The organism is Acetomicrobium sp. (assembly GCF_059026225.1).
In genome coordinates this window covers 364,742-376,248 of sequence record NZ_JBWQOQ010000002.1, presented here as the reverse complement: position 1 = coordinate 376,248, position 11,507 = coordinate 364,742, and the positions used below count along the sequence as shown (strand labels likewise).

Genomic DNA, 11,507 nt, shown 5'->3' with positions numbered 1-11,507 from the left:
AAAACTTGAGCAAAGGAGTCATCCTCTGAGGTTGTACCTGGGAGGTTTCATGGCGGCCGGCAAAACCTCGGTCGGAAGCAAACTGTCCGAAATGACGGGACTGCCCTTTCTCGATACCGATGACCTTGTAGAAGCCATGGCCGGGATGAGCGTTGCCGAAATATTCGCAAATTACGGCGAACCCCATTTTCGGCAACTTGAGAAACGTGCCCTCGACGAAACCTTTAAACTGAAAAACGTCATAGTTGGCCTGGGCGGCGGCGTCCTGGTAAACCCCGAGCACAAGGCAAAGATTTTCGCCAACGGGACGCTGATAATGTTAGACGCGGCCGTAAAGACCATAATGGAGCGCGCATCCCGCCAGCCGGGGAAAAGGCCGCTTCTTAAAGAAGACAACGTTGCAGAGCTGTTAAATAAACGACGCGAAGCTTACAAGGACGCCCACCTGCGCGTCTCGACCGACGAAATCTTCATTGATCAGGTTGCTTCCATCATCATCGATAATCTGGGCAAAGACATAATACAGCCCGAAAGGACATCTCGGCGGAAGCTACGAAATAGTGCAGGTCAAGACAAAGAAGGGCATCAGCTATCCCATAGTGATAGGCAGAGGCATATTAACCTCCTGCGATGATATTAACGATATCCTGGATACCATCGCAGATAAGCACAGCGGAGCACCCTTCGTGATAAGCGATCCGCTGTCATTCACTCTATTTTCGAGGCAAATCAAAAAAATATCGGGCACACACCTGCTTCCACGAGGCGAGGAAGGAAAGACCTTAGATCAAGTTTCGCTCATCTACGAAAAATTTGCCCAGCACAACATCGACAGAAAGGGGTTAATCCTGGCCATAGGCGGAGGATGCGTGGGAGATGCGGCGGGCTTTGCGGCCTCCACTTGGATGCGAGGCATAGACATCGTACAAATACCTACAACTCTGATAGCGCAAGTTGACAGCTCCATCGGCGGGAAGACAGCCGTAGACTTGCCTCAAGGTAAAAACCTGGTCGGGGCCTTTCACCAGCCCTGCTGTGTGATCGTGGACGTAAACTGTCTTCTAAGCTTGCCCGACGATGAATTCAGGCAGGGAATGGCAGAAGTCATCAAATACGGCCTGGGCGAAGACCGCGAATTTTTCCGCTGGCTTTCGGAGAACAGAAAATCGGTCCTTGAAAGAGAACCTGAAGCCTTGCTCAAAATGGTAAAACGCTGTATCGAGCTTAAGGCCTCAGTTGTGGGAGAAGATGAAAGAGAAACTTCGGGCGCGAGGACCCGCCTAAACCTGGGACACACCGTAGCTCACGGCCTGGAAGCCTGCTCTAATTACAGCGAGATAAAACACGGAGACGCCGTTGCCATCGGATTGGTCGTGGCGGCTAACCTCGCAGTCATGCTTGGAACCTGCCAGCGGGATATCTTGGCCGAGCTTAAAGATCTGCTCGAATACTTTGGCCTGCCCACCAGACCATATAAAGTCTTTGACGAGGCACTCCCCTTCATACAAAGAGATAAAAAGTTCATAAGCGGAAAGCCCACAATGGTGCTTCCAAGGGAAGGCAAAAAGTGCGAAGTGAAAGAAATCTCGATAGAGCTGCTCAAAAATGCTTACCAAGCGGCAGTGCGCTAAAGGGGCCCAAAGGCATTATCGCGACTCGGACGGGTTTGCAGGCCCTTATTTTATAAACTTTATCTGAGGGTAGGAACCCAAGACGCGCAGGCGCTCGACCCTGGATCTCATCGCCGCAAGCGCCTCCTTTACCTTTTCTTCCCCAACGTCGCCCTCGAAATCCACGAAAAAGAAATACTCGAAGGGGTTCCCGGGAAGAGGGCGCGATTGGATCAAGGTAAGATTGAGTCCTGCTTTGTATAATGGCTCCAAAGCTTGAAACAAAGTCCCCGGCTTATGGGCTACGTTAAACAATATCGAGGTCTTGCACCTTTCGGAAGACCTTGCGAAGGCACGACCTATGAGCCAAAACCTCGTAGCGTTATAGGGGTGATCTTCTATACCTTCGTCTAAAATATTAAGCTCGTATAGTTCCGCTGCGAGCCTTCCGCAGATGGCGGCGCTTTTCTTTTTTGTCTTTGCGATCTTTGCGGCGTAGCTTGTGCTTGAGGTGGGTATTTGCCGTGCCCAGGGCAAGTTTTTATGAAGCCAGTTCCTACATTGACCGAAGGGCTGGGGGTGAGAGTAGACCTCCTCGATGTCAGCCGTCGTCTTTTCTTCGCTCGCCAGGGCCAACCTTATGGGCAGTTGTCCCTCGCCAATCACCGATATGCTTTGCTCGGCCGTGGCAAAGGCATCCAGGGTGGAGTAAACGGTGCCCTCTGTGGTATTCTCAACGGGCACGACCCCTATCCCGGCTTTTTCCTTCGATACATGATCAAACACTTCTGCAGGGTTTTCGACAAAAACTACATCTACGAACCTTCCCAAAAAAGAAACGACTGCTTCATGGGAAAAGGAACCCTCAGGTCCCATGCAGGCAACTTTTATCGGCTTTTGAACGGCCCTGCAAAAGGATATAATTTCTCGAAAAAGCAGGCTGACGAACTTCGGATCCAACTCTTTAGTCAAATTGCAAAGCCTCTCTATGATCTCCATCTCCCTGGAAGGATCATAAACTGAGGCATCACCTTTGACTTCGCCTACCTTCTTGGCCAAATCGACCCGTCTTTCAAGAAGGCGAAGCACTTCTTCGTCAACGGACTCAATTTGCTTTCTCAAATGGTAAATGTCTTGGCTTGACACAACTGGGTCGTCCCCTCTTTTTATAATCTCTAGCAATTATACAATATCCCTAAACACAAGTTTTGGGATAAACTGACGGAAAATGCGGGCATTACAATTTCATACCGCATTGCTTTTCTAAAGACAGGAGGTAATCCCTTAATTCGCGGAAATCCTCGTAGAAGGCGGTAATCCCGTAACGTTCAAACTGATGGTAAGCGTCCTTCTCGAGTGAGCTTATTAGCCACAAAATTTGTCGTCCTACGTCTAGGGCGTAGCCCTCACCTTCATCATATTCCCAATATTCAGCCAACATATCTGCAGCGTTGAGGGAGGTCAGGCCTTCGACGAACTCGTCCAAGGTAATCTCGTCGGTATTCAGGCGATAAAGCAACTTAAGCGCCTTCTTGCCGATGCGCATGACGCTTCGAATGAAGTCATCACCGTGTTTTCCTTTACTCTCGGCCACACCTTTAGCATCTGTCATGGCACATCACTTCTCACTAAGTGAAGCTATTAACTTAGAGGCGATCTCGTCAAAAATCCGGCTGAAGGCGGAATCCGGTTTTTTGTCAACGAGAGGGGCCCCTTCGTCGATGCATTCTCCCATGTCAAGCTCGATGGGTACGCTTCCCCAAAAGGGAATTTGCATCAAACTGGCGAGCTTTTCGCCCTGTCCTTTGCCGAAGGGGAACATCTCCATCCCACAAGAGGGACATTCGAGCGAGCTCATGTTTTCCACCAAGCCCAATAAAGGCACCTCTAACTCTTTTGTGGCGCTTATGGCCCGCGAGCAAACCATGGCCGAAAGCCTTTGAGGCGTCGTTACAACAAGCATGCCGTCAAGATTGGGGATCGATCTCATCACGGTCTGGACCTCGTCGCCCGTGCCCGGGGGAAGGTCTACAAGCAGGAAATCGGCGCTTCCCCAGTTGACTGACGCAATCAACTGTCTTATGGCCCGCATCTTATGGGCGCCTTTCCACATTATGGGTTGATCCTGCGTTGCCCACATGGAGGCCACTGACACAACTTTTATGCCCTTTGAGGTAACGAGTGGGTTAAAGCGAAGGTCATGGTGACCGGGGTGGTCATGGTCGCTTACTACGTCCATCCTGCCGGACAAGCCCAATGACCTGGGAACGGCGGGGCCATGAATGATCGGCATCGAAAATGCAAACTTCGTAACCTCTCTTCTTCAACGCCGCGGCCAGGTTGACGGTAACAACCGTCTTTCCGACACCACCTTTGCCGCTTAAAATAGCGATCTTGTGGCGGACGTCCTTGAGCGCTAAGGCAAGTGGACCCTTGGTCTTCAACGTCTCTTCCCTTATTTTTGCCTTCATCTCCTCAAATTGTTCTCTTCCGATGTCAACATTCATAGGGCCACCACCTTTGCATAATTTGTACTTTCAAAAATTTAAAGGCCATACACATTCACCCACGCAATCGCGAGCGAAAGAACAATTTGAGCCCATCTCAGTCGACTTGGTCAATTTTTGCAACGGCACTTCGACTGATTTGTTTATATTACACCTTGAAGACTCTAAAATCACCCTGTCCCAAGCCCTGTTTCACCGCATAAAGGATCATTTCCTTGGGATCGACGCCTGTTATATGGAATAACTTCCCCCGGCCGGGGCTTAGGGCGTCGCACTCCTCAGCGATGGAGCCGGGAAGGCCTGGAGCCTCATCTATGACGCTTAAAGTGGCACTATCCAGCGCCACAGGATCTGAGGACATTAAAATTCCCTGATCTGAAACGAAGGGAACATCTGAAAAGGGATAGCAATCCGGATATGGGCAAATGTCTATTAAGACGTTGACGTAATAAACCTTGCCTTTTAAGGCAGTATTTACAGCCATGGCGGAATCAACAACCCGCTTTTGAAAGCGCATCGTTGAACTTCTGCCGATCACAATTGCTCCCACTGAACAGGCGGCCGTGCAATAGTAAGCACAACCAATGCAGCTTTTCTCATCCAGTTGTGGTTCATTGTTTTCTAAGCTAACCGCACCGTGAGGACAATGCTTCTCACACTCTCCGCAACCATCGCAGCGGTCCTGCAAGAAAATGGGGCGCAAGGGAGCATGTACCCTGCCTTTTCCCTTCAAGGACACGCATCCCACGCTGCACGAAACAAGTGCCCCTGACAGTCCGGCAAAGGGATGGGCCGCAACATGAGATACCACCACAAGAGCGTGCGATTCTGCGATGGCCCTGGCGACCTCAACGCCACCCAACTCTCCTCCTTCTACGGGCACCAAGAGATCCTCCTCGCCTGTGTATCCATCGGCCAACATGGGGCTTTTGCCTAAGCTGGTCACGCTAAAGCCATGCAAAGCAGTGGCTTCAAGCCAATTGCGGCCGACATCGGAGGCCTTGGTATTCATATTTAAGGTATCTAAAAGCACGGGATAACCGTCGCAGGAATAAATTGCATCAACTATTGCCTTTACAATCGGTGGCCTAACGTAACCTAAAGCGGTTTTCTCTCCAACATCAAACTTTACCGCGACGAGATCACCCTGCGAAAAAAGATCGTGAAGCTCGCCTTTTTCCAAGGCCCCCTTAAATCGTTCAATCATGTTTGAAGAAGTATAACGCTCCCTCGCGCCCACAAAATGCACCGCAGGCATCGGCTTAGTCCTTTCCTACGGCATCTGCCCATTCCTTGACGGGGAGCTTCTTTAAGTACTCGGTACGGTCCCCCGGCTTGAAGTCCTCGTGACTGGGCTTTTCCTCGAAGGGTACCTTCTTGTAGGGTACAGCTTCCAACACAAAATCGCGCTTCTTCCACATCTCACGTTGAATGAGCGTCGTCGGGGTGGGCCTGATCTGCCATTTCGCGATGTGCTCTTCGTTGTAAGGAGGCTTGTAGGTTATCAATTCGTATTCCATGATGCCAAGTCCGTTTTTGACTCCGGCAGTGAGCTGATAGCGCGGTGACGTGCCTTGAGTGATCGCAAACTTGTCTTGGCCCTGCTTATAACCGCCCTCCACGCTTTCCAAGGCCTTATTAGCTCCTCCGGGATATGCGGGAGCCGCGTCGATCATATCAAGTATTGCAGTATCGATAGCGACGGGGTCTTTAGAAGCAAACACCCCGATATCAGGCGCCACCGGCAGCGTCGCCCAGGGGATGCAGTCGCAGTTTGGATCGATATCGATGCAGTAAGCCATGTGGCCAACCTTTCCCGGCTCGAAGGTAAGCATGACGCCCTTTGCAGGCATCGGACATGGCTATCTGAGCATAGGGGAAGTAATCCGGGATGAAGACGAGACATTCATGTCCCGTGAACATGCAAGTGATTTGACAGGAATAGCATAACCAGCATTTTTCGGCATCGAAATGATGGCCCTTCTCATCGATATGGAAGGCGCCTCTGGGACAGGAATCTTCGCACAGATTATGAAAAGGACAATCCAGGCCCAGGCACTTCTCGGGGTATCTGGCAGGCCAACCGATGAAATCCTCAGGCGTTCCCCAATGGGCAAGGTGTTCGTGGTATTTGCCCCGCTTTGACTGGCCTCCTATGCCGATGTTTTTGATGCAGCCACCGAAGGAAGCTACCGGATGTCCCTTTGCGTGTGCCAGGTTAATCATCGCGTCGGCATGAGCAATGGCGGCAGCCACATAAGCTTCTTTCAAGATAACGCCGGTTGGCACCTCGACTCTCACGTCATCGTCGCCGGAAAAGCCATCGGCAACGATGACCGGACACCCCATGGCGCCTTCGGTAAAACCGTGTCGCGCCGCTGTCTCCAGGGCGAGGTTTCCAATAAACCTGGAGCTATAAGCATGGTAAGTCAATGTAGTAGTATCGCAGACGAAGGGCCTTCCACCACAAGCTTTGACTTCTTCGACTATGGCGGCAACCAGTTCGGGACGCAAGCACCTCGTCCTGTTCCACTCGCCAAAGTGTATCTTTATGGCAACGCTGTCACCTTTTTCAATGCATTCATTGAGCTTGGCTTCGTAGAAAAGATCCTTGGCCTTTGGCACGAGAGACTCAACCCAATTTGCCGCATGCGCATCGGCAAACCACACTTTTTCTTTTTTCATCTCCAATCTCCCCCTTAGAAAAGTGATGATAAAAAGTAATTTCTGTTCATTGATTCTAGCATTGATTTACATTGAGGTAAACAGGATAAACAATCAAAGGAAAGGTATAATCCTTTATAAGAAGAAAAAATCGGGCACGCAGTAAGATACATGCAAAAAAGGCCCTCCCATGTGGGCGGGGGCCTTTTATGAAGATCAACCTACCGATATCTTAAATTAGCCGTTGTCATTTAGCGGTCACATTTGTGTTTAAAGTCCCGAGTTCGCTCACCTCTATGGAGGTATCGGGAACATCCAAAATGTAAGGCACGACCACGGTGACAACTTCGGACTCCTCTTCGCGCTTCGTGCGGGTTTTAAAGATCTCGCCCAACAAAGGAATATCGGCCAACACCGGAACTTTGGAAACGGTATCGGTCTTTCTCCTGTCAAAAAGTCCGCCTATGACGAAGGGTTCGCCATTTCTGACTCGGACCATGGTGCTGACGTCTCGGGAGCTGGTGACGGGAACTTCTTCTCCCATACCTCCGGCCCTCCATTCGACGACTTCACCCGTCGAAATCGCTACGTTTATGGTGACGGTGTTATCCCTGCCTACAATGGGCGTAAATTCCAGTGTCGGTCCGATCCGTTCCTCCGTATATACGGGATTTCCCGCTTCGTCACGTTCGGAGATGTACTTGATGTTCGTGGTCAGGGCGATCGACGCCTTTTGTCCGTCCACCGTGACGACCGACGGGCTGGCCAGGATATCTGCCTTGTTGGATTCGACCAAGTTTCTTATGCCCACATCGAGCATTCGAAGCGTCCCGTTGGTGATGTCTACGAGATCCACATCGAGGGGCGAGGTAGGCCTGTCATCGTCAGGGTCAAAAGTTTCCGGCTCGCTGGAATCGCACGTAACCTATAGAACCGCCGCCGGCTCCGTAGGAAAACCACCAGTGTTTGTAGACGGCATCTACAATACTTTCAAGCTCCTTCCTGCCCGTGTCCCTCACTTCGATGAGGCGCGCCTGAAGCATAACCTGACGTCCCGGGTGGTCGATCCTTTGAAGAAGTTGTTCCACGTCATGCAAATTGTCGGGCCTTCCCGTCACGTAAACCGTCCGAAGCCTCTCGTCCACAGCCACAGTTAGTTATCCCCACAAGGCTTTGAAGGATGGCGGGAATTTGTTTGGGATCGGCGTAAGCTATCTTGAAGGACTTCGTCTGCTCCATCCCAAGGGATTTAGCGAGGCTTTCCGGAGTGCCAAACAGTATGGTGTTTCCCATCATGGCATAGTTTAAGTTGTTCATCCGCATTATATAGGCCAAAACTTCCCTCAAGGGTGCGTCCTTTACGCTTAATGTTATAGTGGTTGGAGGCACCGAAGGATCCACTATGACGTTTATGCCCATGAACTTGGCAAGCATCCTCAAGACGTCCTTTAGCTCTGTGTCTCTGAGCTCAAGTGTAACCGGCGAAGCGACGGACATCGGGTCTTTAGGCCCCGTTTTAAGCGATAAGGGCAAGCGCTCCTCAGGCTCTTTCGCGGGTTCTTCGACAGGCTTAGAAACGACGGGCCCAAGGTGCAGCCTGTAAACCGGCGCCGGTTCCGTTCCCTTTATTTCCTTAACTTCAAGGAGCTCATTCGTAAAAAGGCGCAGCTCAAGGCCGCCTTCGACGTTTACCACTTCGATCCCCCTCAAAAGGGGAAAGCTGTAGCTTCTGGACCACTGTTGAGCCGGCATTGATGGTCCCGGCAAAAAAGAAGACCATATTTCCGGGATCGGAATGCAAAAGTTTGGGACTGGGCAATTTTGTGCCCTTTACCTCCACCAGCAAAAGGGACGAACCGGCCTGGTGTACCAATACTCCTCCAAATATAGGCATATCCTGTACTACTTCTCCGGCAGTCGTACTGACGCTCGTTTGAGCCAGTGCTTTTTCGCACGAATAAACGCCAAAGACAAAGCATAAAAACACAATGACCAACATAAAACCTGCCATTCTCTTTGTGCTTCTCATAGCACATCCATCCCCAATTCCATTTTCGTTCCTGCCCATAATACCACCACCTTCGTCGGGGTAATGCTGACCACCTTGCCTTTTCCGTTGTCGAATTTATATCCCGGAGAAACGATCAGTCCGTCGCCTTCTCCCTCGATGTACATTAGCGCCATGGGCTTCCCGTCCAATATCATGACGGCACGGACCTCCATATAGGGCGGCAGATATACTTCTTCGTATGCCGGAGAAACTTCCCCTTCTCTTGCCGCAGTCTTGGCTAATTCAGCCAACACCACAGGCATGGGAGGTTCGTTAAAGGGGTACCTGTCCAATGTAGAGGCGATGTAGACAAACTCCCCGCTGGTTGACCTCGCCTGAACGATTTCCTCAAACCCCTTGGCCATCTCGGCAAATTTCTTCTCCTCTTCCACGCCCCGCTTTATCGGAGGAGTTTCTAACGGAGTTATTTGCGATAAGGCTATTATCTGTCTGTAAAGATAGATCGACCATCCAATGCTCAAGACGAGCAACAGGGCTAGCAGTATACGCAAAAACCGCAGGGAGCCCCTTCCGTAAAGAAGGCCATTCCACAATGAAGCAAAAGCATCTTTCCACGTTTCACCCACGCCCAAATCACTCCCCTTTCATGATGGTCTCTATCGACATATCGGCACTCACCAGCCCTTTTTCTTGCCCTTTAACTGACAAGGAAAATAAGCGCACGGCCGGTTTATTGCCCCGCATATCGGAGATGGCCGAAAGGAAATTGAGGTAATCGCCTTCACAAGACACCAACACGGCGGTCCTGTCCGGAGTAGTCGATTTGACAGGATTAACCTTGTTGATCTTAAGTTTATTCCCCGCCATGACCTTTTCTATGGCCGCGAAAAACGCCACGTTGTCCGCCGGAAATTCAACGCGAGATTGCTCCATTTCGCTCAAGGCATCGCGGTAAACCTCGAGCAACGCGTACTTTCTGCGCAATGGCGCCCTTCAAGCTCACCTCCTGTTTGGCAAGGCCCTCTATGGCATCCCTTTCCTGCAAGATGCTTGCGCTCAAGGCGTGCTGAAACCACAGAAATCCCCCCATCACAAGGCAAAAACAAAAAATTATGAGTGCTTTCTTAACGCTCAACTTCATCCTTTTCAGCTCCTTTGGCCACTTCAAAGGTCCCCAGGAAGTCTTTAATGTCGCAGGTGAAGCTGAACTTCACAAGGGTTCTTTCATATTCATCTTTGCCCTTTTTGGTTTCTTTAGACGTCACCAAAGGGCTAATGGAGCTAGTGACGCTGGCGTTAAGCAGTTTTAAAGCAAAGGCGGCGACATCGTTTTCCGCGAAGGCATAACCTTCGACGTCAGCTCTGCCCGGGACCAGCCGAACTTGGGAAAGCCAGACTTCGTTGGGCAGGGATGCCATAACGGCAGAAAAAAACTCGACCGAAGGGATGTCTTCCCTCAGCAAAGACAGCACTTTTTCGTACAGGTCAAGTTTCTCCTTGTTCTGTGCAATGTAACCATCGAGCCTTTTGCCCTCAAGCGTCAATTTTTCCACGCTCGCCTCTAAAGCCTGTCTTCTAGCCGTAAGTTCCCTTAAAACAAATATACCGTAAGCGGAAGTAAAACATGACGCTACAATAAAGACAAGGATGAGCGCTATGGCGATCACTCTCGGAAGGTCGACCTTTTTCCTCTCGGCTATCTTTACACCCAGTGGCCTTAAATCTATTTTGACAGTCATGATTTATCCCTCACAGCCAGCCCTATTGCGGCTTCCCACCCGTATTCTTCAGGCAATTCTCCCTCGATGGACCACGCCATCCAGGGATCGGCCACATGACACATGTACGCGTCGGAGGCCGCCTGTATCTCAGCTTGAAGACCCTCATCACCACCGTATTCACCGCAAAGAATAATTTCCTTCACGTTCCACCCCCTAAATTGGGAGCTTCCGAAAACAATGGAATTTCTTACCTCTTGCATCAACACCTCATACACAGACGCTCCTCCTTGAAACTCGCTGCGTGCCCCAACATAGACCGTCCTATAGACCAAGCCGTTGCCCTTGTACTCCAAAATGATCTGCGAGCTTCTGTCGCCGACAGATAAAATCAAACTGCCGCTCGAGCTTTCGCCACGAGAACCCACAACCCCTCTAACGATCGCGATGCCTGCAGGCTCAATCGCCGTGACCCTCGCGTCCTCCCTTTGCCACCATATCCAATATTCCGTTTACAACGGTAAGACGCGATGCGACAATCATGACGCTCATATTTTCGTCGGAAAGCGGCGAAGGGACATCAACGGGCACAATGTCGAAGGAGGCATCCTTTAAAGGAAAAGAGAAGTAATGTTCAAAATCCCACCCAAAAGCGCTTCTGGCATCCTCCATGTTCATCTTGGGCATCTCGACCACCCTGATGATGGCGTCCTGCGGCGGCAATCCCACCACCACCGAGGGCGCAAACTTGCCGCCCAGCTTGGTCCTCAAACTGCCGAGCGCCGTCGAAAGACGATCCATGTTCACGATCCTGTCCTGTGCTATCGTGCCCTCTTCCACCGAAACCTTCGCGCTTCTTGCGATCCTAAACCCACGTGACGAGGGCCTAAGCTCAAGATACCTGATCGCCCCTCCCTCTATGGAAAGACCAGCGTAGTGCCGTTTTCTTCCAAACATCACACCCCCTCCTTAGAAAAAAACCCGTTTTACGAATTTA

Annotated in this window: 19 protein-coding genes; 2 read left to right on the top strand and 17 right to left on the bottom strand. The window is 50.8% G+C overall.

Going from position 1 to position 11,507, the window contains the following annotated elements:
• Positions 1 to 31: 31 nt before the first annotated feature.
• A complete protein-coding gene (locus tag AC5SXE_RS02960; RefSeq protein ID WP_493916541.1) occupies positions 32 to 634 on the top strand; it encodes a shikimate kinase in 603 nt (200 codons plus the stop codon).
• The gene (aroB, locus tag AC5SXE_RS02955; protein WP_493916540.1) at positions 561 to 1,631 is read left to right on the top strand and encodes a 3-dehydroquinate synthase; all 1,071 of its coding nucleotides are present in this window, start codon (positions 561 to 563) and stop codon (positions 1,629 to 1,631) included. Before AC5SXE_RS02960 ends, aroB begins: the two co-directional genes overlap by 74 nt.
• 45 nt (positions 1,632 to 1,676) lie before the next feature.
• Here aroB and pheA read toward each other — a convergent pair whose 3' ends face one another.
• The 17 genes from pheA to pilM form a co-directional block, all read right to left on the bottom strand.
• Positions 1,677 to 2,792, bottom strand: coding sequence for a prephenate dehydratase (gene pheA / locus AC5SXE_RS02950; protein WP_493916539.1), 1,116 nt, complete (start codon positions 2,790 to 2,792; stop codon positions 1,677 to 1,679).
• Between the two features lie 55 nt (positions 2,793 to 2,847).
• Entirely contained in the window at positions 2,848 to 3,222 is a 375-nt protein-coding gene (locus AC5SXE_RS02945; RefSeq protein ID WP_493916538.1) for a hypothetical protein, read from the bottom strand.
• 6 nt (positions 3,223 to 3,228) lie between these two features.
• Positions 3,229 to 3,903, bottom strand: a complete 675-nt coding sequence (locus AC5SXE_RS02940; protein WP_493916537.1) for a P-loop NTPase — start codon at positions 3,901 to 3,903, stop codon at positions 3,229 to 3,231.
• Complete coding sequence (locus tag AC5SXE_RS02935) at positions 3,827 to 4,117, bottom strand: P-loop NTPase (protein ID WP_493916536.1); 291 nt, start codon at positions 4,115 to 4,117, stop codon at positions 3,827 to 3,829. Before AC5SXE_RS02935 ends, AC5SXE_RS02940 begins: the two co-directional genes overlap by 77 nt.
• 148 nt (positions 4,118 to 4,265) lie before the next feature.
• On the bottom strand, positions 4,266 to 5,375 hold the full coding sequence (locus tag AC5SXE_RS02930) for a DUF362 domain-containing protein (RefSeq protein WP_493916535.1): 1,110 nt from the start codon (positions 5,373 to 5,375) through the stop codon (positions 4,266 to 4,268).
• A 4-nt stretch (positions 5,376 to 5,379) separates the two neighbouring features.
• On the bottom strand, positions 5,380 to 5,919 hold the full coding sequence (locus AC5SXE_RS02925; protein WP_493916534.1) for a DUF362 domain-containing protein: 540 nt from the start codon (positions 5,917 to 5,919) through the stop codon (positions 5,380 to 5,382).
• A complete protein-coding gene (locus tag AC5SXE_RS02920) occupies positions 5,849 to 6,802 on the bottom strand; it encodes a DUF362 domain-containing protein (RefSeq protein ID WP_493916533.1) in 954 nt (317 codons plus the stop codon). The genes AC5SXE_RS02925 and AC5SXE_RS02920 overlap by 71 nt, the downstream gene beginning before the upstream one ends.
• A 226-nt stretch (positions 6,803 to 7,028) precedes the next feature.
• The gene (locus AC5SXE_RS02915) at positions 7,029 to 7,601 is read right to left on the bottom strand and encodes a type II secretion system protein GspD (protein WP_493916532.1); all 573 of its coding nucleotides are present in this window, start codon (positions 7,599 to 7,601) and stop codon (positions 7,029 to 7,031) included.
• A gap of 70 nt (positions 7,602 to 7,671) precedes the next feature.
• Complete coding sequence (locus AC5SXE_RS02910; protein ID WP_493916640.1) at positions 7,672 to 7,899, bottom strand: hypothetical protein; 228 nt, start codon at positions 7,897 to 7,899, stop codon at positions 7,672 to 7,674.
• The gene (locus AC5SXE_RS02905) at positions 7,871 to 8,476 is read right to left on the bottom strand and encodes a DUF4974 domain-containing protein (protein WP_493916531.1); all 606 of its coding nucleotides are present in this window, start codon (positions 8,474 to 8,476) and stop codon (positions 7,871 to 7,873) included. Before AC5SXE_RS02905 ends, AC5SXE_RS02910 begins: the two co-directional genes overlap by 29 nt.
• Positions 8,451 to 8,810, bottom strand: a complete 360-nt coding sequence (locus tag AC5SXE_RS02900) for a hypothetical protein (protein WP_493916530.1) — start codon at positions 8,808 to 8,810, stop codon at positions 8,451 to 8,453. Before AC5SXE_RS02900 ends, AC5SXE_RS02905 begins: the two co-directional genes overlap by 26 nt.
• Positions 8,807 to 9,418: a hypothetical protein gene (locus AC5SXE_RS02895; RefSeq protein ID WP_310848178.1), complete on the bottom strand. Its 612-nt coding sequence runs from the start codon at positions 9,416 to 9,418 to the stop codon at positions 8,807 to 8,809. The genes AC5SXE_RS02900 and AC5SXE_RS02895 overlap by 4 nt, the downstream gene beginning before the upstream one ends.
• Positions 9,419 to 9,425: 7 nt before the next feature.
• Positions 9,426 to 9,776, bottom strand: coding sequence for a hypothetical protein (locus AC5SXE_RS02890; protein ID WP_493916529.1), 351 nt, complete (start codon positions 9,774 to 9,776; stop codon positions 9,426 to 9,428).
• Positions 9,706 to 9,933: a hypothetical protein gene (locus AC5SXE_RS02885; protein ID WP_493916528.1), complete on the bottom strand. Its 228-nt coding sequence runs from the start codon at positions 9,931 to 9,933 to the stop codon at positions 9,706 to 9,708. Before AC5SXE_RS02885 ends, AC5SXE_RS02890 begins: the two co-directional genes overlap by 71 nt.
• The gene (locus AC5SXE_RS02880) at positions 9,917 to 10,531 is read right to left on the bottom strand and encodes a PilN domain-containing protein (protein ID WP_310848181.1); all 615 of its coding nucleotides are present in this window, start codon (positions 10,529 to 10,531) and stop codon (positions 9,917 to 9,919) included. The genes AC5SXE_RS02885 and AC5SXE_RS02880 overlap by 17 nt, the downstream gene beginning before the upstream one ends.
• Positions 10,528 to 10,938 carry a type IV pilus biogenesis protein PilM gene (locus AC5SXE_RS02875; protein WP_493916527.1) on the bottom strand — a complete coding sequence of 137 codons (411 nt, stop codon included), beginning with the start codon at positions 10,936 to 10,938 and terminating at the stop codon, positions 10,528 to 10,530. The genes AC5SXE_RS02880 and AC5SXE_RS02875 overlap by 4 nt, the downstream gene beginning before the upstream one ends.
• A gap of 31 nt (positions 10,939 to 10,969) precedes the next feature.
• Positions 10,970 to 11,467, bottom strand: coding sequence for a type IV pilus biogenesis protein PilM (pilM, locus tag AC5SXE_RS02870; protein ID WP_493916526.1), 498 nt, complete (start codon positions 11,465 to 11,467; stop codon positions 10,970 to 10,972).
• Positions 11,468 to 11,507: the final 40 nt, after the last annotated feature.

Bases quoted from the DNA above. Each gene is read 5' to 3' on its own strand.
- AC5SXE_RS02885 (WP_493916528.1), bottom strand. From the start codon at position 9,933: ATGAAGTTGAGCGTTAAGAAAGCACTCATAATTTTTTGTTTTTGCCTT.
- AC5SXE_RS02880 (WP_310848181.1), bottom strand. From the start codon at position 10,531: ATGACTGTCAAAATAGATTTAAGGCCACTGGGTGTAAAGATAGCCGAG.
- AC5SXE_RS02925 (WP_493916534.1), bottom strand. From the start codon at position 5,919: ATGGCTTACTGCATCGATATCGATCCAAACTGCGACTGCATCCCCTGG.
- AC5SXE_RS02935 (WP_493916536.1), bottom strand. From the start codon at position 4,117: ATGAATGTTGACATCGGAAGAGAACAATTTGAGGAGATGAAGGCAAAA.
- AC5SXE_RS02900 (WP_493916530.1), bottom strand. From the start codon at position 8,810: ATGAGAAGCACAAAGAGAATGGCAGGTTTTATGTTGGTCATTGTGTTT.
- AC5SXE_RS02915 (WP_493916532.1), bottom strand. From the start codon at position 7,601: ATGCTCGATGTGGGCATAAGAAACTTGGTCGAATCCAACAAGGCAGAT.
- AC5SXE_RS02920 (WP_493916533.1), bottom strand. From the start codon at position 6,802: ATGAAAAAAGAAAAAGTGTGGTTTGCCGATGCGCATGCGGCAAATTGG.
- pilM (WP_493916526.1), bottom strand. From the start codon at position 11,467: ATGTTTGGAAGAAAACGGCACTACGCTGGTCTTTCCATAGAGGGAGGG.
- AC5SXE_RS02945 (WP_493916538.1), bottom strand. From the start codon at position 3,222: ATGACAGATGCTAAAGGTGTGGCCGAGAGTAAAGGAAAACACGGTGAT.
- AC5SXE_RS02930 (WP_493916535.1), bottom strand. From the start codon at position 5,375: ATGCCTGCGGTGCATTTTGTGGGCGCGAGGGAGCGTTATACTTCTTCA.
- AC5SXE_RS02940 (WP_493916537.1), bottom strand. From the start codon at position 3,903: ATGCCGATCATTCATGGCCCCGCCGTTCCCAGGTCATTGGGCTTGTCC.